The sequence below is a fragment of the Paraflavitalea pollutisoli genome, from assembly GCF_029360705.1.
Classification (GTDB): domain Bacteria; phylum Bacteroidota; class Bacteroidia; order Chitinophagales; family Chitinophagaceae; genus Paraflavitalea; species Paraflavitalea pollutisoli.
Window position 1 is genome coordinate 1,062,371 of sequence record NZ_JARKMX010000008.1, and the last position, 23,686, is coordinate 1,086,056.

Sequence of the window (23,686 nt, forward strand, 5' to 3'; positions counted from 1 at the left end):
CAGTTCAGAATGTCATCGGGTAATCGAATTTACCCACCCAATTCTGCTTCCTGCATGATGCGGCGTAAAGCATCATCATCGATAATGGTGATCTCTTTATTATCGACAGTAATGATATTCGACTGTGTGAGTTCCGTAATGATCCGGAATACCGTTTCGTAGGTGGTACCGGCATAAGAAGCCAGGTCTTGCCGGGTCAGCGATATATCGATAAATCCATCGGGGGTAAGCCCAAATTTCTCTTTCAGGATGAGTAAGGCATAAGCAATGCGGCCTTTCACCGGCATATGGGCCAGGTTGCGCATGCGCTTCTCCGACTCCTGCAACTCTTCGGCATAAAACATCAGCAGGTCGTACGAGAAATCGGTATTGACCTTGAGGGTGGTCTTAAAGAAAGGCAGGTCTATGAAACAAACGATGCTTGTTTCAAGTGCGGTGGCGGAAACCGGATACACGGTGTCTTTGCCCAGGCCACGGTGGCCGATAATATCCCCCGATTTGGCAAACCGGATATTGAGTTCCTTTTCTTCGCCCCATTTCTTGTGCACCTTTACTTTTCCCTCATAGAGGAAAAAAATTCCGGTAACGGGTTCTCCCTCGCGGAAGATCAATTCACCTTTCTTGAACTGGTACGTTTTTTTGTTGGCTTCGATAGCGGGAATCCACTCTTTCAAACATCGCTTGCACAAAAAACACCTTTGCTGATCGCAGGTAATCTTAACAGCCTTCATGGCGGTGAAGATAATTCATTGTTACGACACCCGTATCAGCTCCTGACGTACTTGCTCCTGTAAAAGGGCCGGTTGCAGACGCACTACTTCTCCTACTATAATAATGGCCGGATTGCTGAGCCCCGCATACTGTGCCTTGAAGGAAATGTCACGCACATTGCCCACCACTATTTTTTCTTTAAGCGTAGTACCATCCTGGATAATTGCTACAGGCGTATGGCTTTTGCCACAGGCAGCAAAAATGTCCATGATCGCTTCCAGCTTGCTCATGGCCATCAGGATCACGACGGTGGCAGAAGATTGGGCAGCCAGTTGAATATCGGCCGAGATTTCGCCAGACTGGGTGGTACCCGTGGTCACCCAGAAGCTTTCATTGATGCCCCGGCAGGTTAAGGGGATTTGTTGACTGGCCGGTACTGCGATAGCGCTGGTGATACCGGGCACGATGGTGACGGGAATACCTGCCGTGCGGGCGGCCTCGATCTCTTCCTGGGCCCTTCCAAATACAAAAGGATCGCCGCCTTTAAGCCGTACCACATGCCCATGGGCGGTGGCCATTTCAATGATCAGGTGATTGATCTCCTGCTGCGACAGGGCGTGGCAGCCATACCGCTTCCCCACAAACCGGGTAATAGCACCCGGACGGGCATACCCCAACAGGTCGTCGTTGGCGAGTGCATCATATAATATAACATCAGCCTGCTGAAGGGATTTAATGGCTTTCAACGTAATCAGTTCCGGATCTCCGGGACCCGCACCAACGAGGGATAAATGGGGTAAAGACATATATCGAATGATTATTTATATGTTTTATGCAACATTTTTCTTGGAAATGATGATTTATTATTCATAAATTTATGACAGAAGTCAGATATTTCATAAAGTTCTTTGACGATTTCTTGCCATATTATTACATGTTTATTTTTCTAATGCTTGTTTGTCAGTTGCTGTTAACACTTAAAATCAGGGCACTGCATGAAAATCGTCATTATTGGCAATGGAATGGTGGGCTACAAGTTTTGCGAAAAACTGCTCGCCAAAAAAGGGACCGGTACTGCTGAGCTGGTCGTTTTCGGAGAAGAAATGAGGCCCGCCTATGACAGGGTACACCTCAGTGAATACTTTGCCGGCAAGTCGGCGGACGAACTGACACTCGCTCCTGCTGCCTGGTATGCCGACAATGGAATCACACTTCACCTGGGCGATCCGGTACAAAGCATCGACCGGGTTCACCAAACGGTTCATTCTTTTAAGGGGATTACCGAACACTACGACTACCTGGTACTGGCTACTGGTTCGGCGGCCTTCGTGCCACCCATCCCAGGCGTGGAAAAACAAGGTGTGTTCATTTACCGCACCATCGAAGACCTGGAGATGATGACCGATTATGCGCGCCACGCGAAAAAGGGCGCTGTTATTGGTGGTGGCCTGCTGGGTCTCGAAGCAGCCAAGGCCATGCTCGACCTGGGCATTACCGATACCCAGGTGATCGAGTTTGCTCCCCGGCTGATGCCCCGGCAGATCGATGACGCGGGCTCGCATACCCTACGCACCAAACTGGAAGCGCTGGGTCTTCACATTCGCACGAATACCAATACCACGGCCATCCTGGGTGATGAACACATCACTGCCATGCAATTTGCCGACGACTCGACCATCGAGGTGGATATGCTGGTGATCTCAGCCGGCATCAAACCAAGAGACGAGCTGGCAAAGTTGTGCGGCCTGGAAACCGGGCACCGTGGCGGCATTGTCGTGAACGATCAACTGTCTACCAACGATCCTCATATCTTCGCCATTGGCGAATGTGCCCTACACAAGGGTATGATCTATGGCCTCGTGGCACCCGGCTACGAAATGGCCGATGTAGTAGCCGCCAATCTTTGCGGCGGTTCCAAATCATTTACCGGCTTCGACATGAGCACCAAGCTCAAGCTGATCGGAGTGGATGTCGCCAGCTTTGGTGATCCATTTATCAACGCCCACGAAGGACGCTCCATCACCTGGGAGGATACCCACAAAGGCGTGTACAAACGCATCAACGTAAGTCCCGATGGCAAGCACCTGCTGGGTGGTATCCTGGTGGGCGATGCCGATCAATACAATATGTTGCTGCAGACCTGTAAGAACAAAGTGGTGTTGCCGCCCAACCCGGAAGATGTGATCCTGGGTGCCCGCGGCGGAGCAGCGGATAGCGGTGCCGGCGTAACAAGCTTGCCCGATGACGCCCTTATCTGCAGCTGCGAAAGTATTACCAAACTGGATATCTGCCAGGCCGTGAGCGAGAAAGGATGTGAAACGGTAGACGCTATCAAGAAATGCACGAAGGCAGGTACCGGTTGTGGAGGTTGTGTGCCTATGGTCAAAGACCTCGTCAACCATACCCTGAAGGCCAACGGTAAATATGTACGCAATGTGCTATGCGAACACTTTGCGTATAGCCGTCAGGAACTCTTCGACCTGGTAAAGGTGCATGACCTCAAAAGTTACGAAGCCGTATTGGACAAGCTCGGCAAAGGAGATGGTTGCGAAACCTGTAAACCAGCCGTAGCCTCCATCATCGCCAGCCTGTGGAATGAAATGATCCTGCAGAAAGGCAATGCCACCGCACAAGATTCGAACGATCGCTACCTCGCCAATATACAAAAAGGGGGTACCTACTCGGTAGTGCCCCGCATTCCCGGCGGAGAAATCACGCCCGAAAAGCTCATCGTGATTGGCCAGGTGGCTGTGAAATACAACCTGTACACCAAGATCACTGGTGGCCAGCGTATCGACCTGTTTGGTGCCCACGTCAGCGACCTGCCCCTCATTTGGGAAGAACTGATTGCTGCCGGGTTCGAGAGCGGACACGCCTATGGCAAAGCCCTGCGCACCGTAAAAAGTTGTGTAGGCAGCACCTGGTGCCGTTTTGGTCTGCACGATAGCGTGAGCTACGCCATCCGTATTGAAGAACGATACCGCGGCCTGCGCGCTCCCCACAAACTGAAATCAGCCGTATCGGGATGCATCCGCGAATGCGCCGAAGCACAATCGAAAGACTTCGGCATCATTGCCACCGAAAAGGGCTGGAACCTCTACGTGTGCGGCAATGGCGGCTCAAAACCGCAGCATGCGTTGTTGCTCGCTACCGATATCGACAGCGACACCTGTATTCAATACATCGACCGCTTCCTGATGTTCTACATCAAAACGGCCGACCCGCTAACGCGTACCGCCACCTGGCTCAACAAGATGGAAGGTGGCATCAATTACCTGCGCAATGTGGTGGTGAATGACAGCCTTGGGATCGCTGCCCAATTGGAGGCGGAAATGCAGTTGCTGGTCGATAATTACAAGTGTGAATGGAAAGAGGTAGTCGACAACCCGGAACTGCGCAAGCGCTTCAACCATTTTGTGAATGCACCGGCTGAAAAGGATCCCAGTGTTCAGTTTCAACCGATGCGCGAGCAGAAGCGCGCCGCCGAATGGAAATAAGCTCATAATAACGGCTGCAGGCTCTTTCAGATCTTCCCGCCTGCAGCCCGTTCCTATATTTTTCCTCTGATGATTGCCAGCCTGCCAGACAGTATGCCCTTTTGCGGTGTACAAGCTTTTTTATTGACCAAACTATTGCACGATGCTCACACTTGAACAAACGATGACCTGGTTTACCGCCTGCCGGGTAGAAGATGTACCGGAAAACGGCGGTGTTTGTGTAAAATACAAAGACGAGCAGATCGCTTTGTTTCATTTTACCCGACGGGGGGCCTGGTACGCCACACAGAACGAATGCCCCCATCGCCAGCAGATGGCATTGAGCCGCGGTATGATCGGCTCACAAGACGAAGAACCGAAAGTGGCCTGCCCCTTTCACAAGAAAACCTTTTCGCTGCAATCGGGTAAATGCCTGAGTGGCGATGATTATGTGATCAAAACCTACCCGGTGAAGGTGGAAGATGGCTTTGTTTATATCGGCATGGAAGAATAACGAGTGTTTGCGGAATTTACCAGGAGAAAATGCACCTACCTGTTCAAAAATAAAGCCCGTGGAGATTGGAGTCGCTCACGGGCAGTGGTCTTACATCGCAAACAATCTAAAACCAAAACAAAGCTATGAAGAATTTCATTGCCAAATGCACCCTGCTGAGTTGCCTGGGATTGCTGTACCTGACTGCTGAGGCACAGCTGACGCTTTCCGGGCAGCTGCGCATGCGCACAGAAGTGCGTAACGGACTGGGCAACCTGACGCCCACCGGTTCGAAAGCCGCTGCTTTTACTTCGCAGCGCACACGCCTGAACATAGGCTACAAATGGGACAAGGTCAGCTTCGGCCTTTCGATCCAGGACATCCGGGTATGGGGACAAGACGCCTCGTCCATCTCCCCTGCCGACGGCAACCGCCTGATGCTGCACGAAGGCTGGGCCGATATCACACTGGCCAACAAGGCCGACAGCTCCATCCGCTTCCGGCTGGTGGATCAACTATCGGTAAAGATCGGCCGACAGGAACTTTCGTACGATGATGTACGCCTCATCGGCAACCTCGATTGGCTGCAGCAAGGGCGCCGCCATGATATGGTACTGGTCAAGCTGCTACACAAAGGTTGGAAAGTGGACCTGGGCTATGCCTTCAACCAAAACGCCGATGCCTTTGGTGTTACCGGCACCAGTTATGTGCCCGGCAATATCCCGGCCTATGTAAAAAACTCAGCCGGCACACTTGTACCTACCCCGGCCGGCATCATTCCGCTGGCCGCCGGTGGCAGTGCCGCCAATAACAGTGTCCGCAATGGCACTCCCCTTTTCACGAACCCGCCGAATACCAACGGCGCTACGCAAAACTACAAGTCATTCGCGAGCCTGTACATCAGCAAACAGTTCAAACAAACCAAGCTGTCTGCCCTCTTCTTTAATGACCATTTTGGTAAATACAAGATCGACTCGATCACCGTCAACGGCGGTTATGTATATGGTCGTCGCTTTGTCACGGCCGGTAAGGAAGATGGATTTGACTATACCGGCACCAGCAGCCGCTACACTTATGGACTGATGGTGAACCAAACGATCGGCAGTGGCCAAGGGTTTGGTAAGGTGCTGCTACAGGCGGCTTACTATGGTCAATCGGGCAAAGACCGCGATGGTGTTTCGCTCGACGCCTATCATTATACCGTCTCTGGCTTGTACCAAAAAGGCAAATGGAGCATTGGCCCCGGTTACGATGTATTGTCGGGCAATGACGCCGTATCGCCGTCTGGCAAGAACAACCGCTTTGATCCGCTCTATGGCACGCCGCACCGGCACTGGGGTTACATGGATTACTTCTATGTCGGTACTGGGTCACCCGTTGGGGGGCTGAGTAACCTGTATGGCAAACTGAAATATACCGACACCCGCTGGAGCGCCGGGTTGGATGTGCACGGTTTCTGGATCAACAAGGACATGAAAAAAGCCGATGGCACCGTGATCGGTAAAAAGCTGGGGACGGAAGTAGATGTGCAGCTGAGTTACAACCTGAACAAGATCACCAACATCGAGCTGGGTTACTCGCTCATGAAGGCCACCGCCAGTATGCCCTTTGCCAAAGGACAGGCCACCACCGATGCGGTGGCTGATAGTTATCGCAAAACGAGTACCTGGTTCTATGCGATGATCAATATCAGGCCAGAGTGGATTTTTCCGAGAAAGTAAGGCAACGAGGGAATAGATAGAGACATTATTCATCAACGAATCATAAACGCATTTCCATGTTCAACAACCAACCATTAACCAAACTGAACATCTTCTCCGCCAAAGGCGTGCAGATGCGCACTTTCCATATTACGTGGCTCACCTTCTTCTTTTGTTTCTTCGCTTGGTTCGGTATCGCTCCACTGATGCCGCTGGTGAGCGAACAATTGCACCTCACCAAGGCACAGAAAGGCAATATCGGTATTGCCTCTGTTTCAGCCACTATTATCGCCCGCCTTATTGTAGGTCGTTTGTGTGACGCCTGGGGGCCACGCAGAACCTATACTGCCTTACTGATCCTGTGTTCCATTCCAGTCATGCTGATCGGCCTGGCCAACAGCTATACCAGTTTTCTGCTATTCCGCCTGGCTATCGGCGTGATCGGTGCATCGTTTGTATTGACGCAGTTTCATACTTCGGTGATGTTTGCGCCCAATATTAAAGGCACGGCCAACGCCGTGGCCGGTGGCTGGGGTAATACGGGTGGTGGTGCCACCCAGATCATCATGCCACTGATCGCTGCGGCTTTTGTAGGGCTCGGCTGGGTCAGTAAGGAAGACAGCTGGCGCTATGCCATGGTGATACCTGGTTTTCTGCTGCTGGTGATGGCCTTCCTGTATTTCCGGTACACCAAGGATACGCCGCAGGGAAATTTCGATGAGATCGAAAGAAACACCGGCAAAAAAGAAAACACGTTCCTGCTGGCCGCTAAAGACTACCGCACCTGGATCCTGACGATCGCTTACGCCGCCTGTTTTGGTGTAGAGATCACCATCGACAATTTTGCTGCTACTTATTTCCACGACGAATACAGCGCCAGCCTCATCATGGCCGGCCTCATGGCGAGCATTTTTGGCTGGCTCAACATCTTTGCCCGCGCGGTGGGTGGCATCGTGAGTGATAAGGTGGGCAACCGCTTTGGTTTTACCGGTAAGGTAAACCTGCTCACCATACTCTTGCTCCTGGAAGGGATCGGCATCATCTTTTTTGCCAAGGCGGGTAACCTGACCCTGGCCATTACCCTGATGTTCTTTTTTGGCCTTTGTCTCAAAATGGCGAATGGAGCCACCTATAGCATTGTGCCATTTATCAATCCCAAAGCTGTGGGCAGTGTAGCCGGCATCGTAGGGGCAGGTGGCAATGTAGGCGCCATGGGTATCGGCTTCCTGTTCAAGTCCATGCCCTATGCCGATGCCTTCTTTTACCTCGGCGTAGGTGTACTGGCAGTAGGTGTCGTTATTTTAATCTATCGCCTGGTGAACAAACCCGAGGCGGAAGGAACGGTGGCTGCTGCTCTGCAACCCGCCAAATAAGCAACCGGGGATGTACAGCGAACCGGGAAACGAATAATACTTATGACTGAATCATTCAAGACGACCTGTTGTTATTGTGGTGTAGGCTGCGGTATCGTAGTGCACAAGGAAAAGAACGGCACCATCCGGGTGGAAGGTGATGCTCAACACCCCGTCAACAAGGGTATGCTGTGCAGCAAGGGCATGAATCTGCATTATACCGTGAACGATAACCACGACCGGTTGCTGTATCCCGAGATGCGCTACAGCCGGCACCAGCCGCGTCAGCGGGTCAGCTGGGACGAAGCGCTGGACCGTACGGCTGCTGTGTTCAAAACTTTTATCGAGAAGTATGGCCCCGACTCCGTCGCCTTCTACGCGTCGGGGCAATGCCTCACGGAAGAATACTATGTTCTCAATAAACTGATCAAAGGGTTTATCGGCAGCAACAACATCGATACCAACTCCCGGTTGTGTATGAGCAGCGCCGTCGTTGGTTACAAGATGGCGCTGGGCGAAGACAGTGTACCGATCTGTTATGACGATATCGAACTGGCGGACTGTATCCTGGTCGCAGGCGCCAACCCCGCCTGGTGTCATCCCATCCTGTGGCGGCGCGTGGAGGCTGCCAAAGCCGCTAACCCACAACTGAAGATCATCGTGAGCGATCCGCGTAAAACGCAGACCTGCTCGCTCGCCAACGTACACCTGCAATTGAACCCCGGAACCGATGTCGTGCTGCACCACGCCATTGGTCGCTGCCTCATCGAAGCTGACCAGATAGATCATGCCTTTATCACGCAACATGCGGAAGGCTTTGAACAATACCGCCATTCCGTATTCGAACGCAGCATCGATGAGGCAGCGGTGATCTGCGGTGTAGCTGCTGCCGACATACGGCAGGCGGCTCACTATATCGGTAAGGCCAAAGGTTTTATCACCATGTGGACGATGGGCCTCAACCAAAGCGTGATCGGTGTCAACAAGAACCTGAGCCTCATCAACCTCAACCTCATTACCGGGCATATCGGCAAACCAGGCTCCGGCCCTTTTTCACTGACGGGCCAGCCCAACGCGATGGGCGGCCGCGAAGTAGGTGGCCTCTCGAACCTGCTGCCGGCGCACCGCGACCTGCTCAATGCGCAAGACCGTGCCGAAGTTGAACGCTTCTGGGGTGGCGGCAAGATCGCACCCAAACCCGGACTAACGGCTACGGAGATGTTTGAAGCGCTGAACGACGGTCGGTTGAAAGCTATCTGGATATTGTGCACCAATCCCCTGATCAGTTTGCCCGATGTGCGCATGGCAGAGGAAGGATTGAAGAAAGCCAGGTTTGTCGTGGTGCAGGAGATCAGCCATCGCCCGGAAACCCTCGCCTACGCCGACGTGGTTTTACCGGCTGCCGCCTGGACGGAAAAAGAAGGCACCATGACCAATTCGGAACGGCGCATCAGTTACCTGCAGCAGGTAGTGCCTGCACCGGGTGAAGCCCTGCCCGATGCGGAGATCATTTGTCGCTTTGCCCGCAAGATGGGCTATCAGGGATTCGACTATGCCAGCTTTGCCGATATCTACCGCGAACATGCCACCCTTACCGCTGGTACGCGCATCGATATCAGTGCGCTCAACTACGAAATACTGCAGGAAAAACGCAGCGTACAATGGCCGTATACCACCGCTACCGATGGTTATGGTACCCCACGGTTGTTTACCGACCATCAATTCTATACCCCTTCCCGAAAAGCGATCATCCATACGGTCAGCGATATTAACGAATCCGAACAGCCGGGGGATGATTATCCGTTGATCCTGACCACCGGCCGTATACGCGACCAGTGGCATACGATGAGCAAGACAGGCAAGGTCAATAAACTGCGGCAACACCTTCCGGCCTCCTTCCTCGAAATACATCCCGACGATGCCGATGCCCGGCAGATCAAAGAAGGGGACGTGGTGGTGATCAATAGCCGCCGTGGAGAGGTACGGGTAAAAGCCAAACTCACTACGGACATCAAACCCGGGGTGGTGTTTATGCCTATGCATTGGGGTAAAGTATTGCAAAGTGATCTCAACCGCGCCAATAACCTGACCAACAACCTGGTCGACCCCAAAAGCAAGGAGCCCGATTTCAAGTATACGGCGGTGCAGGTGCAACGGTACCGCAAGCCCCGGCAAAAGATCGTGGTGATCGGAGCGGGTGCAGGTGCCTGTGGTTTTGTACGCAGCTACCGGGCTTTAAATACTGACGACGAGATCGTCATTTTCAGTAAAGAGAATTATCCCTTCTACAACCGCGTCATGCTGCCCGATTATATCAGCGGCACCCAGGAATGGCACCAACTGGTGAAGATGACTGACCAGGAAGAATACGATTATAACATTACGCTGCATCGCGGTACGAGTGTCGAGGTGGTTGACCGTACCGCCAAGACGGTTACCGACAGCCAGGGACAGGTACATACCTACGACCTGCTGATCATGGCAACCGGAAGCCGGGCCGCGATGCTGCGCGATGTGCCCAGCCTGCCCGGTATCTTTACGATGCGCAGCCGGGTGGATGCCGACCAATTCAAAAATCACGTTCAGGCCGGCAATGGCAAGGTAGTCATCGTTGGTGGCGGCCTGCTGGGCATCGAGCTGGCTGCTTCGTTGCGGGAAGTGAACGTAGAGGTAGTGGTCATACAACGGATCTCGCGCCTGATGGACCGGCAGCTCGATCCGCTGGGCAGTCAATTGTTGCACGAAGAACTCGCCGACAAAGGCATCGAACTTTATTACAACGACGAGATAGAACGTTTTCTGGGCACGCAGCAGATTGAAGGCATCCGGCTCAAGAGCGGCCTCATGATCCAGTGCCAGGCCATCGTGATGGCCATCGGCACCGTACCCAATATCGAACTGGCACGAGCCACCGGGCTCGATTGCAAACGCGGCGTAGTCGTGGATGAATACCTGCGCACCAATGACGCGTCTGTCTTCGCCATTGGTGAAATTGCCGAGTTCAAAGGCTTTCTCTATGGCATCACCGCAGCAGCCGAGCAACAGGCAGAGATCGTAGCCCGTTACCTGGCCGGCGATATTGCACACTACTACGAAGGCTCCCTGCTGATGAATATCCTGAAGATGCACGGCACCGATCTGTGTTCACTCGGCCTGGCCGAAAGTCCGGCCGATCCCGCTTATGAAGAAGTGGTCTTTATCGATAAGGCCAAGCGCTATTACAAGAAGTGCATCATCCACAACGACAGGCTGGTAGGCGCCATCCTGATCGGCGACAAATCGGAGTTCCTCGAATTCCGCGACCTTATCCAAAACAAAATGGAGCTGAGCGACAAACGCCTGCAATTGCTGCGGTCGGGCAAGAAGGCCGATGCTGTAATTGGTAAGCTGGTCTGCAGTTGTGGCAATATCGGCGAAGGCAATATCGTCAACAAGATCCGGGAAGGCTGCACAGAACTGAAAGCGCTGTGCCAGGCCAGTGGTGCGGGCCAGGGCTGTGGCAGTTGCCGGCCCGAAGTACAGGCTATTCTCGAGCGTCAACTATTGCAGACCAACCAAACCGCTACGGTACCCTCATGAAATACACCTACACCATCAAGATCAATTTCCGCGGCGGTATCATCTCGCCCGGTGACCTGTTGAATATCCTCATCGCCGCGGGCCGATCGGGTATTACCGATGTGCGCTTCGGCTTACGGCAGCAGCTGTTGTTTGATATCGTTGGCGAAGACTTCCCCGCGCTGGAAACCGAGCTGCTACAGCTGGGAGTAGACTACGAGGTCAACAATGATATGTACCCTAATATCATGAGCTCGTACCCTGCCGAAGAAGTCTTCATCCAGCAAACCTGGTTGAGTGAAGGTGTGTACAAAGACATCTTCGACCTCGTCGATTACCAGCCCCGTTTAAAGATCAATATCTCCGACAGTAACCAAAGCTTTACCCCCTTGCTGACGGGTAATATCAACTGGGTAGCTGCAGCCCAGGCCCAGCATTTCTGGCACCTGTTCATCCGTTTTCCCCGTACAAATGTGATCTACGAATGGAAAGAAATGGTGTATACCAATGATGTGGCCCGCATGTCGAAAAAAATAGAATCGATCATTTTTCAGCAGGCAGATCAGTTTTACGACAATGCAGCTGCCAATGGCGATGCACTGTACGCATTGGTGAAGCAGGACAATTTCATCACCAAGCCAGTGGAGGCCCCTGCCCTCTTGCCGGCCTTCAACCTGCCCTACTACGAAGGACTGAACCGGTACCACGACAAATACTGGCTGGGCATTTACCGTCGCGATGAATTGTTCTCCATCGATTTTCTCAAAGCAATCTGCCGGCTTTGTCTGCAAACCAAGATCGGCCTGCTGTGCAGTACTCCCTGGAAATCACTCATCATCAAAAACATTACCGAGAAGGATCGTCAACTGTGGAATAACCTGCTGGCGCGCTTCCAGGTCAATGTGCGCCATGCGGCCAATGAGCTCAACTTCCAGGTGGAAGACAATTGCCAGGAAGGCCTGCGGTTGAAACACTACCTGCTGCGCCGCTTGAACAATGAAGACACCCGCACCTTCGGTATTTGTATCGGTATCAAAACCAGGCGCAAGAGTGAAGTATTCAGCAGCATTCTCGTGCGGCGCAGACCACTGGTGCGCATTGCCGGGATCGAACTGTTGCATGTGTACGATGTACTTTGTGCCCAGGACTTCAACCCCAATGAGCGAACGGGTTTTGTATTCAGCCGCAACAATCCCCGTTTCCTGCTGACGGAGCAATTGCGCCGCGCCATTCTGCAATACTACCGACAACAACTGAACACGATCAATGCCATCGAAAAAGCAGCCGTACCAACAAAGAAAGAAACACCGGTTGTACATGCCAGCGACGACAAGGTATATGCCTGTAAACACTGCTTTTCGCTATACGATGAGGAGTATGGCGAGCCCGGCAACGGCATCGCAAAAGGCACCCGCTTTGCCCAGCTGCCAGCCACTTACACCTGCCCGGTGTGTGACGCGGAGAAAGAAGATTTTTCGCAAGTGACCAGGCCCGCGCAACGCGTAGCAGGGAGAAGTTAGATAGCTGCTACAAACCATTCAATTCGGCCTGTGCATTGAAATTGCGGAAGGCGCGCTCCTGCTCCGCCTGTACCGGCAGGTACAGTACGTTCAGTTGAGACAACAGGTATTTCATGCTGAAGCGCGGCAACGTCTGTTGCCGGTGTAACGCCAGTATGCGCTTGAGCGCTGTCCCTTTGTAAATAGCGCAAAGGGGCTCTGGTTCATTGTTGTGAAGAAATGCGCATGCCTCGTAGGCAGCAGGCTGCCAGGTGGTAAGCAGTTGCTGCAATACCGTTTTTTCCATGAGGGGCATATCACAGGCCAGCACCAGCAGATCCTTGTCGGGAAAAGCACTATGTGCGGTCATCACACCGAGCAACGGCCCTTTGAGTTGCAGGCCCTCATCGTCTTTTACCAGTTGTGTAGTGGAGAATATTGTCGAATAACCATCATATTGCAGTGCATTGACCGAGATGATCACCGGCAGGTCAAGTGCCGTGAGTTTTTCGCCTGCCGTTTGTGCCCAATTCCTGGCTTCGAGGCGGATCAGCCCTTTATCCGTGCCCATCCGGCTACTTTGTCCGCCCGACAATACGACTCCCAACATATCGTGTCTGATTGCATTAGATTGAGGTTAAAGGTATAAAACATTTACCGGAGATATTTTTACAATTCGTAATTTAGGCGGGTACAGACCCCTCATTAAATTGCCGCCTATATGGGAATCAGAGAGCGAAAAGAACGAACTAAGCTGAAGGTCCGCGAGGACATCCTCCATGCTGCGCTCACGATCGTCAAAACAGAAGGGGTACAAGCGCTCAGCATGCGCAAGATCGCCGACAGCATCGAATATGCAGTCCCTATTATTTACGAGCATTTTGAAAACAAAGACGCCATCCTCATCGAGTTGTGCCGGCAGGGTTATGCCACCATGGTGAAGCAGATCGCCCACAACCATAAGGAGGATGCCAGTCCGCGAGCCAGGCTGGAGAATATCGTCAAAGCGATGTGGGGCTTCGCGACCAAAGAACCGGAGCTGTACCAACTCATGTATTCGGTGGGGCTGGGCTGCAACAATGTGCAACAAACGTTTCCGGAGCTAGTCACCTTCCGGCAGTTGGTATGGGAAGGGATCGGTGGCCTCGACGCGAAGGGCAAAAAAGCGACCGATCAATTACAATGCAGGTACCTGTCGTTTATTTCCATGCTACACGGCCTGGTGTCGACCAATTACTTCCTCAAAGACATCGACCCCGCTACCAATAAAAAAGTGCTGAAGGATTTTATCGACAATATGGTGCACTGATCCGGTAGCACCCGTTTAGTCGTGGCGCATGCCTGCTGCCACACGAAAAATATGTATGATATAGGGAAACAGGGCATCCATCGTTTCGCTGGCGCCACGGGTTGATCCCGGCAAGGTCAACACAAGCGTATTACCGATAAAACCGGCTACGCCGCGGCTGAGCATCGCATAAGGCGTACGTTGCTGTCCGTAAGCGCGTGCAGCCTCCATGATGCCCGGCACCTCGCGATCGAGTAAGGGCGTGATCGCTTCGGGCGTTACATCTCTTGGTGAGAGGCCGGTGCCGCCGGTAAAGATGGCGAGGTGGTATCCTTCATTACTGATCTGCGAAACCTTCTCCTGGATCAAGGCGAACTCGTCGGGTATGATCTCGTACTGTGCAGTGGTTACTCCGTTTTGTTGCAATTTTTCGATGATGGCTTTGCCCGCTGCATCCTGCTTGGAACCGGCAGCTACACTATCGGAACACACGATCACCGCGCAGCGCAGGGAACTGGTAAGGCTTTCTTTGAAATCGGTCTTACCCCCCTTCTTTTCTTTCAGCGCAATCGAAGTGATCTCCACCCCTTTATCGATGGGCTTGAGCATATCGTATAGCGTGAGCGCCACCACAGAAGCGCCATGCATGGCTTCTACTTCTACCCCTGTTTTATAAATGGTGTGTACTTCTACCGAGATGACCACGGTCAGGTCTTCTATGGCGTAGGTAATCCCCGTGAACTCGACCGGCAAGGGGTGGCAATCGGGAATGACGTCGCTGGTCTTCTTGACGGCGAGCAATCCTGCCGCGCGGCCAAACTCAAACACATCCCCTTTAGGCACCTGCCGCAGACGTATGGCTTCTATGGTTTCGGGTTTGGATACGGTTAGCCTTGCCACTGCTACCGCGATCCGCAAACTGCTCACCTTGTGCGTAATGTTGACCATGCTTATTTATTTTCCTTCCACTGATGTGTTTCGTTGTCAAATATTTCGCGGCCCCACACCGGCAACTCTTTCTTGATGCGCTCTACTACCTCGGCACAGGCATCGATGGCCGCTTTGCGGTGACCAGATGAGGTGAACACGAATAGGCAGATATCACCGGCAGCGATCCGACCGAGGCTATGGTGGATGTGCATACAGGTGAGCGGGTATTGGCGGAATATGGCTTCCCGTATCTCGTGCATCTTTTCCAGCGCCATTTCTTCGTAAGTGGTATACTCGATGGCCGCTACCGTTTTCCCATCGATGACATCTGCCCGCACCTGGCCCATAAAGATGCTGTGTGCGCCGATATCGGTTTTAGTGCTGTGTTTGGCAATGCTTTCTGCTACGAAGGCAGGCGCCACAGCACCCTGTACAAATATGTTTTTGATCTTTCTCTCCTTGTCCATACGTGTAGATGTGATCGGTTAACCACCGGAATAAGGTGGTAATAAAGCGATGAGGGCACTGCTTTCCAAAACGGCATTCCCGGTTACAATGTCTTTATCGACAGCCACGAGATAGGGCAATTGTTGCAAGCCCGGTATCCGTGCTTCCACGGTGGCACGCAAGGACTGCACATCGGCTACAGCATCCACTTCCAGGGTAGTAGCTCCTGCCATCTCTGCGATCTGTCCAAATAACCGGATTGAATAGGCCATAGGGCAAAAGTACGATTAATTTAAAGGCTGCATGCGGTCCGCGCTAAGCGCTCGTAAAGACGAGTTTGAATACTGCCACGAGCAAACCCGCTGCCAGGATGTATTTCAACACACTGTTCTTAAACCGGGCAGCGCCGAGCCAGGCACCCGCCAGGCCACCCAGAAATGCCACCCCGATATAGACATACATCGACGGGGTAAACTGTGCCTTACCACTTTGCACCAGGCCAACCAGGCCCGACACCGAATTCACAAAGATGAAGATGGCGCTGAGCGCCGCCGTTTGCTTGAGGTCGGTCCACCGCAACAGTAACAATACCGGCGAAAGGATGATGCCACCGCCAATACCGATCATGCCCGACAATAGGCCGATGCCGCCGCCGATCACGAACAGCCAGGGCCGGCTGGCGGGTTGTAGTCCACCCTTGCCCAATTTCTCCGGCAACAAAAAGCGGATTACGGAGATCAGCAAGACTACACCCAATATCTTTTTATAGATCGCATCGCCCAGCGTGATCATACTGCCTACATAGGCCAACGGTATCGATGCCACCAACAATGGCCAGCAGATATCGAAGCGAAAATGTTTGGCGCGGTAATATTGAATGAACGATACGCCGGCCACAAAAAGATTGAGCACAAGGGCGGTGGGTTTCATCACGGCAGGCGCTATTCCGAACAAGGCCATCAGGGCCAGGTAGCCACTGGCTCCTCCGTGTCCCACAGAGGCATATAGAAAGGCGACAAGCAATAAAAGACAGTAAAAAAGTATTTCGGTGGCTCCCATAGATGGCTACTGTGGTAATAAATGAACGGTTACTACATCACCTTTGTGCAGGTTCTCCACTTCATCCGGCACCATAATAAGCGCATTACAAACGGCAAAGGAATGCATGCGGTATGACTCCTGAGCCTGTAACACTTTTACAGTACCCTCCTGTACATATCCTTTGAGGTAGTGCGTAAGGCCTGCCTTCTTGGAATAATCACCCAACAGCGGTAGTTTGACGGAGGTAAGGCTGGTTTGCCCATATCCCATCTGCTCGCGGATGCATGGATACACATATTCATAAAAACAGGTCAGCACGGAAGAAGGATTGCCCGGCAGGCCAAACACCTGTTGTTGCTCACGCGTGCCGAAAAACAACGGCTTGCCCGGCTTCTGTTTTAATTTATGAAAGACCGGATACACACCGCAGGTTTCGGCGGCTTCCTTTACGTAATCATAATTGCCCACACTGACACCGCCGGTCAGCAGGATCATGTCTGCATCACCCAACGCTTTGGCAATGACCTCTACCAGCATATCGAAATCGTCTTCTACCGCCAGGAACTGCACGCCGGGAATATGCATTTGTTGCAGGGCCGTGCGTAAGGTATAGGAATTACTTTCATACACCTGGCCAAACTGCAATGGTTGTCCGGGCGCCTGCAATTCATTGCCCGTTACGATGACAGTGATCCGGGGTGCAGGATAGACCGGCAATTCACGGATACCCATACCGGCCAGGTAGCCGATAGCAGCCGGGGTCAGCAGCGCGCCTTGCGGCAAGGCAAGAGCACCACGGGTGATCTCCGAACCAATGGCGCGCACATTGGCACCCACCAGCAATTCTTTATCATCTATGACCAGCTGATCGTTCGTGACCTGCACTTTTTCCTGCATCACCACAGCATCGGCACCTTCGGGCAAAGGGGCTCCGGTAAAAATGCGGGCTGCCTGGTGTGGCAGGATGCGGAGGGCATCGGTAGCGCCTGCCGCCATTTCGCCATCGATCGAGAGCGCACCGTAATGTTGCCAGCCGGCATAATTGATAGCATACCCATCCATGGCCGATTGAACGAATGCAGGAATGGACATGGGTGCATACAGAGTGGTTGCCAACACCCTGCCAAGGGTATGCTCCAGCGGTGTGTTGACAGCAGGACGCAGGGCGGTGTTGGCAGATATCAGTTGCCGGGCTTCCTGTACGGAAAGCATGCCTGGGGTTTCAGTCTTTTGTGTCATCATTTTTTATCAGAATGGCCAAGACTTTTGGCCGGGTTCACGGTGTCGCGTACAAGTTGCTTCATTTCTTTGATCTCCGGAAAATGACCAGCCTCTTTGCGGTCGAAAACGATGGCATCTTCGATATAGATCGTGTACCTTCCGGCAATCTCCGAAGGTTGCAGGGTAACGCTTTTAAGATCATCGGCGAATGTGGTGAGTAACTCCTGTGCCATATAAGCTGCCCGGAGCATCCAGCCGCATTTGGGACAGTATTCGATGGTGATGGTCGGTTTCATGGTTTGTGGTGGTTACTATAAAAATTCGTAGTGGTTGTTATCCGCCAATAGCGATCATCGACCTGTTCTCGATCAACAGGGGGTCGGTGTGTGTGTAGTCGTCGGTAATCTGCCCGCCCCGCTCGGCCGCTTTGGTCGCTATACATTCCCGGATCAGGGGGTCGATGTCAAGTCCCTGCCGCAAGGCGCTCAACAGATCTGTCTCGGTTCTGGAAAAAAGGCAGTTCTTCATCTTACCGTCGGCCGTCAGCCGCATCCGGTTGCAATCATCGCAAAACGGTTTCGTCATGGTACTGATGATGGCGAAAGTGCCGGCATGCCCTTCCACCTGAAAATTCTTGGCGGTATCGTGTTTTTTGTGCGCGATCGGCGCAAACTGGAAGCGCTGGCCTACGATATCGAGTATCTCCTGCAAGCCGATCACCCTGGCGTATTCCCAATGGTTACCGGTGAAAGGCATGAATTCAATAAAACGGATATGTAAAGGCAGCTCTTGGGTAAGGGCTACAAAATCATTGATCTCCCCATCATTGATGCCTTTCATGGCCACCACATTCACTTTAACCCGCATACCAAGGCGCGTAGCGAGCAGGATATTGTCATATACCTGTTGAAAATGATCGCGGCGGGTGAGGTGCTGGAAGGTGTCGCGTTGCAGCGTATCGAGGCTGATGTTGACGGACCGGAGGCCGGCCTCCTGCAACACATCGGCAAACTCATGGAGTCGTATGCCATTGGTGGTCATGGTGAGTTCTACGGGGTATTTACCCAGCCGGCGAATGATGTCCGCCGCCTCTTTCCGTACCAGGGGCTCACCACCTGTCAACCGGATCTTCTTCACCCCCAATCGCACAAACAGGGACGCGATCTGGTCGATCTCTTCCGGTTGCATAAGGTGTTTGTGCGGCATACAGCTGATCTTCTCATCGGGCATACAATAGAAACAACGAAGGTTGCAACTATCAGTGAGTGAGATCCGCAGGTAGTCATGAACCCTCTTATAACCATCTATCAGCATACACTATCGGTTGACTGTAAAACCATTGTCTTTATTCGAACATTACCGGGGAGGCTGCCGGCGCAGTTGCCCCCAATGCCATAAAGATACCTCATTATTGCGGGGTAACCATGCTTAAAAACGGCAATTGCAGGTCATATTCACCAATCCTTAACCAGTTTTGTACATTATTAATTTTAAAATCACGTTAAACTTCAGCAGCGGATCTGCGTCTCAATTCCTGATGCGACGATGCAGGAGCATTTGTGGCAGTTTTTTTGTCACAGGTAAGCAGACGTCACCGCATCGACCGGTACCCATCGTGATCACCGTGCAATAAATCATCATATGAAAAAGTTCGTCAGTATCTTTTCTCGTAGTTTCTTTTTGCTGGTGGCGGGCAGCATCGTTTGTTCGTTCCTGCTGGCTCCGCCAGAGAACAGCGCGCACAGCAACTTTCCTTACAAAAAAGCTAAACTAACCGATCGGCAGGCGGCCGCCCACCTGCTTAACCGCTTCAGCTTTGGTCCCCGCCCCGGCGATGTAGACCGGGTAGTAGACATAGGACTTGAAAAATGGTTTCGCCAGCAATTGGAGGCCAGCCTGCCCAGCGATACGCTTTCGCAGTTGCTGGTGCCCTACGAAGCACTGACATTGACCAATGACCAGATCTCTGACATTTATCCCCGTGGCGGGCAACTGGTACGCTGGGCCATACGCGATGGTTATATCGACAAAGATTCCGTCAACACGGTCGATCAGAAAGCCTACCGCGACCAGTTGCAGCAATACATGAAGGACAAAGGCCTGCGCCCATCGCAACAACTGTATTCGCAACTCTTCAACCAGAAAATATTACGGGCTGTTTACTCCGACAACCAATTGCAGGAAGTGCTGACCGATTTCTGGTTCAACCATTTCAATGTCTCCCTCACGAAAAACGAGTGCGGTTTATACGTACTTCCTTACGAACGCGACATCATCCGCGCCAATGTATTGGGCGATTTCGAGAACCTGCTGATCGCCACCGCCAAGTCGCCCGCCATGTTGTATTACCTCGACAATGTTACCAGCGTGAGTGACGACGCGCCCGCCCCCAATTCAAAAGCGGCCGCGGTACGCGACCTGATGACTCAACGGTATGCCGACGATACTTCGACCAAAGCCATGGCTTTTAAAAAACTTCAACAGCAACGCAAAACACGCGGACTGAATGAGAACTATGCCCGCGAGGTGATGGAGTTGCATACCCTGGGGGTAGATGGTGGGTATACACAGCAAGATGTTACCAATGCAGCGCGTGTACTTACCGGCTGGACGGTGTACCCCTTCCGGGAATATGGCAACAATGCCCTGCGTAAGCAGCTTGAAAAACTGGGTACCGAAAAGATGGTGAAGCAAGGTTATGTACACGATGGCGATTTCCTCTTCATCGCCAACCGGCACGATAAAAATGCCAAGACTGTATTGGGCCATACCTTTAAAGCAGGTGGTGGTTTTGAAGAAGGCCTTGACCTCTTGCGCATGCTGGCGCACCACGCTTCGACCGCCCAATTCATCTCGAAAAAACTGGCCGTGCGGTTTGTCAACGACAATCCACCACCCAGCCTCATCGATAAAATGGCCAAAACTTTCCTGGCCAAAAACGGCAATATCCGGGAAGTGTTGCTCACGATGGTAAGTGCTCCGGAATTCTGGAGTAAGGAAGCATTGCGGGAAAAAACCAAGTCGCCCTTCGAGCTGGCCATTAGTTCGGTGCGCAACCTCGATGCGAAGATCACGCAGCCCGCCCAGTTGTACAACTGGATCAATAAAATGGGACAAAGGTTGTATTACTATCAGGCACCTACCGGTTTTCCAGACAATGGCAAGTACTGGATCAATACCGGCTCCCTGCTCAACCGCATGAACTTTGGACTGGCGCTGGCATCCAACCGCATTCCCGGGGTTACGGTCGATCTGTATGCCCTCAACAACCACCACGAGCCGGAGAGCGCTGAAGCTGCCCTGGCTACTTACGGTAAAATGATCATGCCGGAACGGGACCTGGAAGCATCGCTCAAGCGGCTCACCCCCTTGCTCAATGCGCCCGACCTCGACAAAAAGGTCAATGAGGCCGCCGGCAAAGCAGCGCCAACCCGCGAAAGCACGATGATGGATGCGGCCAACGATACCGGTTTGATGGACGAAACGGCAGGCCTGATGACAGCCCGGAAAGAAAAACAAAAGAAGAAAAACGATAAGATCCCGAAGAATCCCAACAAGAACGGCAACGCCACCCTGCCGATGAACAAGGGCAACAACACGATGTTGTCGCAGGTGGTGGGTATCATTATCGGATCACCCGAATTTCAACGCAAATAAAAAACCATTTCTTATGTCTACCAGAAGAGCATTCTTAAGATCGGGAGGCCTTGCCTTGTTTGGCATTGGTGTGGGTGGTGTGCCTACCTTCCTGGCAAGGGCCGCAGAAAGCGGGAAGATCATTGCCCCTTACAAAAAGAACAAAATACTCGTTTGCATATTTCAACGGGGGGCGATGGACGGCCTGATGGCTGTAACGCCTTTCACCGATGAATACCTGAAAGCAGCACGCCCTACCCTGTTCATGACAGCAGCAAAGGGTGATAACAATGGACAGCTCATCGACCTCGATGGCCGTTTTGGACTGCACCCTTCCATGGCGAGTTTCGAACCATTGTTCCGCGACAAACGGCTGGCCATTGTACATGGTATTGGTTCACCCAACAATACCCGTTCGCATTTCGATGCGCAGGATTATATGGAATCGGGTACGCCTTTCAACAAAGGCACTTCCAGTGGTTGGCTCAACCGGGCTGTAGGCCTGCTGGGGCATGAAGCCTCGCCCTTCCGCGCGGTAAGTTTGACCAGCTCGATGCCCCGTTCGTTTTATGGAGAAAATCCTTCGGTATCGATCAGTAACCTGCAGGACTTTGCCATCCAGATGCGCGGCAATCCAGTTGGCACCAACCTCGCCGCTAAAAGTTTTGAAGACCTATACGACCAAACCTCCTCCTCGTTACTCAATAAAACCGGTAAAGAAAGTTTCGATGCCATCAAGCTGTTGCAGAAAACAGATGTGCGCAATTACAAACCAGCCAACAACGTAGTCTATCCAACCAGTGCCCTGGGCAATTCGTTGAAGCAGATCGCCCAGCTAATCAAAATGGATGTTGGGCTGGAAGTAGCTTTTGCCGAGTCTGGCGGCTGGGATACGCATTTCAACCAGGGTGCGGTGACCGGTGTTTTTTCCCGCCATGTACTTGACCTGAGTACGAGCATGACGGCTTTTTGGAATGACCTGGAGGCTTACCAGGATGAAGTAACGGTAATGACCATGACCGAATTTGGCCGTACCGTCAAGCAGAATGGTACCGGTGGCACGGACCATGGCCGCGGCTCCTGCAATTTCATTCTCGGTAACAAGGTGAGCGGTGGGCAGGTTCATGGAAACATGCAACCATTGGCCCCCGAGAACCTCGAAGATGGCCGTGACCTGGCGGTGACCACCGACTTCCGGGCAGTATTCAGCGAGGTGGCCGATAAGCACCTCGCACTGAACAACGATACCTTGCTGTTTCCCGATTGGAAGGGGCAAAAGATCGGTGTGATGAGTTAATTTACCCAACCATATCCAATACGTCGGCAATGGCGCCATGGCTCATCCAGCCTGGCGCTTTTTTTCGCCCTCATCAACAAGCAGTGCTACCGTATACGATTGAGGGTGTAACTAAACTCACTATTACCGGGTAGCAGATGGCCTTCCTGATCCAGCAAAAACAGCACCTGGCCATCTCCCAATTGTCCGTACGAGGGAACGGCCAGCGCCGGGCTCACCAACTTTACCACCAGGGCATTCTGGTCGCTTGCCGTACCGCGTAATAACGACCAGCTGCCGGTAAGATCATTGGCCTGGCTCATGACGCGGCGCATGGAAAAGCCGGCTGGTTTACCCGATTGTGGATCGCGGAACAGGAGGATCTTCCATTTCAGTTTAAAACAATCGGCCGACGCCGCTATCCGCTGATCGGCCATCAGCTCCTGGCAAGGCGTACGCCCCTGAAACTCGATGGTGTCTTTACCTGGCAGCAACCCGGCGTCGGCCGTTTGCCAGGCTGCTGTCGCGATTGTTGCGGGTAACAACGGCATACGGCTGAGGGTAAAGCTCTGCGCCGCGGACCCCGCCAGCAATTGCAGGTCGGTGCCCACGAGGTGTAGCAGGTTGTCATTCAGGCGCCACAGCAAAATACTATCCTTCTCATGCCAAAGCCGGTATACAACGCCGCTTCTACTGACTGTTTGCAGATATACACTATCCCAATTTCCCTGCAGGGTGGTTTCTCCCATCGACCGGTCGGTACGGTTATCGAAATAGTAGCCGTACTCCCGCCAAAGGGTAAAGCTGGCAGGCCGGTTGCCGGCCGCATCGCTATGCAAGGTCAATTTCCATTTCATGAAATCGCAACGACCGGTATCCGGTATCGCAAAGAAAGACCGCTGGTCTGCCACACCCGGTGTGGTCGCCCTATAGGTAACCGTCGCACGACCAGGCTGCCCCTGACAAGCAACAGGAGATAAGAACAAGAGCAACAGTTTGCTCATACAATGACATAGCCGGTGGTGTTGCATGATCTGTTTTTTATAAAACTACCGGGA

At 52.7% G+C, this 23,686-nt stretch carries 20 protein-coding genes; 9 read left to right on the forward strand and 11 right to left on the reverse strand.

The window, feature by feature from the left end; all coding sequences use genetic code 11:
* Nucleotides 1-29: 29 nt before the first annotated feature.
* Together P2W70_RS18110 and cobA are read right to left on the reverse strand one after the other, a co-directional pair.
* Entirely contained in the window at nucleotides 30-689 is a 660-nt protein-coding gene (locus P2W70_RS18110) for a Crp/Fnr family transcriptional regulator (protein ID WP_276482916.1), read from the reverse strand.
* A gap of 63 nt (nucleotides 690-752) precedes the next feature.
* A complete protein-coding gene (gene cobA, locus P2W70_RS18115) occupies nucleotides 753-1,517 on the reverse strand; it encodes a uroporphyrinogen-III C-methyltransferase (protein ID WP_276482917.1) in 765 nt (254 codons plus the stop codon).
* Nucleotides 1,518-1,706: 189 nt separating this feature from the next.
* Between cobA and nirB the strand changes: the two genes are divergently transcribed.
* From nirB to P2W70_RS18145, 6 genes are all read left to right on the forward strand, one after another.
* The gene (gene nirB / locus P2W70_RS18120) at nucleotides 1,707-4,208 is read left to right on the forward strand and encodes a nitrite reductase large subunit NirB (protein ID WP_276482918.1); all 2,502 of its coding nucleotides are present in this window, start codon (nucleotides 1,707-1,709) and stop codon (nucleotides 4,206-4,208) included.
* Nucleotides 4,209-4,350: 142 nt separating this feature from the next.
* Nucleotides 4,351-4,701 (forward strand): nitrite reductase small subunit NirD, encoded by a 351-nt coding sequence (gene nirD, locus P2W70_RS18125; RefSeq protein ID WP_276482919.1) that lies wholly within the window; start codon nucleotides 4,351-4,353, stop codon nucleotides 4,699-4,701.
* A 125-nt stretch (nucleotides 4,702-4,826) separates the two neighbouring features.
* Nucleotides 4,827-6,401: an alginate export family protein gene (locus P2W70_RS18130; RefSeq protein ID WP_276482920.1), complete on the forward strand. Its 1,575-nt coding sequence runs from the start codon at nucleotides 4,827-4,829 to the stop codon at nucleotides 6,399-6,401.
* Nucleotides 6,402-6,457: 56 nt separating this feature from the next.
* Nucleotides 6,458-7,753, forward strand: a complete 1,296-nt coding sequence (locus tag P2W70_RS18135) for a NarK family nitrate/nitrite MFS transporter (RefSeq protein WP_276482921.1) — start codon at nucleotides 6,458-6,460, stop codon at nucleotides 7,751-7,753.
* A 42-nt stretch (nucleotides 7,754-7,795) separates the two neighbouring features.
* The gene (locus tag P2W70_RS18140; RefSeq protein ID WP_276482922.1) at nucleotides 7,796-11,311 is read left to right on the forward strand and encodes a nitrate reductase; all 3,516 of its coding nucleotides are present in this window, start codon (nucleotides 7,796-7,798) and stop codon (nucleotides 11,309-11,311) included.
* Nucleotides 11,308-12,810, forward strand: coding sequence for a rubredoxin (locus P2W70_RS18145; RefSeq protein ID WP_338119857.1), 1,503 nt, complete (start codon nucleotides 11,308-11,310; stop codon nucleotides 12,808-12,810). The genes P2W70_RS18140 and P2W70_RS18145 overlap by 4 nt, the downstream gene beginning before the upstream one ends.
* Before the next feature lie 7 nt (nucleotides 12,811-12,817).
* Here the strand turns inward: P2W70_RS18145 and P2W70_RS18150 are convergent, their stop codons facing one another.
* A complete protein-coding gene (locus P2W70_RS18150; RefSeq protein WP_276482923.1) occupies nucleotides 12,818-13,399 on the reverse strand; it encodes a molybdenum cofactor guanylyltransferase in 582 nt (193 codons plus the stop codon).
* A 111-nt stretch (nucleotides 13,400-13,510) separates the two neighbouring features.
* On the opposite strand from P2W70_RS18150, the gene P2W70_RS18155 reads away from it, so the two are divergent.
* Nucleotides 13,511-14,098, forward strand: coding sequence for a TetR/AcrR family transcriptional regulator (locus P2W70_RS18155; RefSeq protein ID WP_276482924.1), 588 nt, complete (start codon nucleotides 13,511-13,513; stop codon nucleotides 14,096-14,098).
* 15 nt (nucleotides 14,099-14,113) lie between these two features.
* On the opposite strand, the gene moaCB is transcribed toward P2W70_RS18155, so the two are convergent.
* From moaCB to moaA, 7 genes are read right to left on the reverse strand one after another with little or no spacing between them, the layout of a single operon-like run.
* Nucleotides 14,114-15,025 carry a bifunctional molybdenum cofactor biosynthesis protein MoaC/MoaB gene (gene moaCB, locus P2W70_RS18160; RefSeq protein ID WP_276482925.1) on the reverse strand — a complete coding sequence of 304 codons (912 nt, stop codon included), beginning with the start codon at nucleotides 15,023-15,025 and terminating at the stop codon, nucleotides 14,114-14,116.
* A 2-nt stretch (nucleotides 15,026-15,027) separates the two neighbouring features.
* Nucleotides 15,028-15,474 carry a molybdenum cofactor biosynthesis protein MoaE gene (locus tag P2W70_RS18165; RefSeq protein WP_276482926.1) on the reverse strand — a complete coding sequence of 149 codons (447 nt, stop codon included), beginning with the start codon at nucleotides 15,472-15,474 and terminating at the stop codon, nucleotides 15,028-15,030.
* A gap of 18 nt (nucleotides 15,475-15,492) precedes the next feature.
* Complete coding sequence (locus tag P2W70_RS18170; RefSeq protein WP_276482927.1) at nucleotides 15,493-15,726, reverse strand: MoaD/ThiS family protein; 234 nt, start codon at nucleotides 15,724-15,726, stop codon at nucleotides 15,493-15,495.
* Between the two features lie 43 nt (nucleotides 15,727-15,769).
* Entirely contained in the window at nucleotides 15,770-16,513 is a 744-nt protein-coding gene (locus P2W70_RS18175; protein ID WP_276482928.1) for a sulfite exporter TauE/SafE family protein, read from the reverse strand.
* Between the two features lie 6 nt (nucleotides 16,514-16,519).
* Nucleotides 16,520-17,707 carry a molybdopterin molybdotransferase MoeA gene (locus P2W70_RS18180; protein WP_276482929.1) on the reverse strand — a complete coding sequence of 396 codons (1,188 nt, stop codon included), beginning with the start codon at nucleotides 17,705-17,707 and terminating at the stop codon, nucleotides 16,520-16,522.
* Nucleotides 17,708-17,733: 26 nt separating this feature from the next.
* Nucleotides 17,734-18,012: an Rdx family protein gene (locus tag P2W70_RS18185; protein ID WP_276482930.1), complete on the reverse strand. Its 279-nt coding sequence runs from the start codon at nucleotides 18,010-18,012 to the stop codon at nucleotides 17,734-17,736.
* A 37-nt stretch (nucleotides 18,013-18,049) separates the two neighbouring features.
* Entirely contained in the window at nucleotides 18,050-19,030 is a 981-nt protein-coding gene (moaA, locus tag P2W70_RS18190; protein ID WP_276482931.1) for a GTP 3',8-cyclase MoaA, read from the reverse strand.
* A gap of 327 nt (nucleotides 19,031-19,357) precedes the next feature.
* Here moaA and P2W70_RS18195 point away from each other — a divergent pair, with 327 nt between their 5' ends.
* The gene (locus P2W70_RS18195; RefSeq protein ID WP_276482932.1) at nucleotides 19,358-21,373 is read left to right on the forward strand and encodes a DUF1800 domain-containing protein; all 2,016 of its coding nucleotides are present in this window, start codon (nucleotides 19,358-19,360) and stop codon (nucleotides 21,371-21,373) included.
* Nucleotides 21,374-21,386: 13 nt separating this feature from the next.
* A complete protein-coding gene (locus P2W70_RS18200) occupies nucleotides 21,387-22,649 on the forward strand; it encodes a DUF1501 domain-containing protein (protein ID WP_276482933.1) in 1,263 nt (420 codons plus the stop codon).
* Between the two features lie 86 nt (nucleotides 22,650-22,735).
* On the opposite strand, the gene P2W70_RS18205 is transcribed toward P2W70_RS18200, so the two are convergent.
* Complete coding sequence (locus P2W70_RS18205) at nucleotides 22,736-23,632, reverse strand: hypothetical protein (RefSeq protein WP_276482934.1); 897 nt, start codon at nucleotides 23,630-23,632, stop codon at nucleotides 22,736-22,738.
* Between the last annotated feature and the right edge of the window lie 54 nt (nucleotides 23,633-23,686).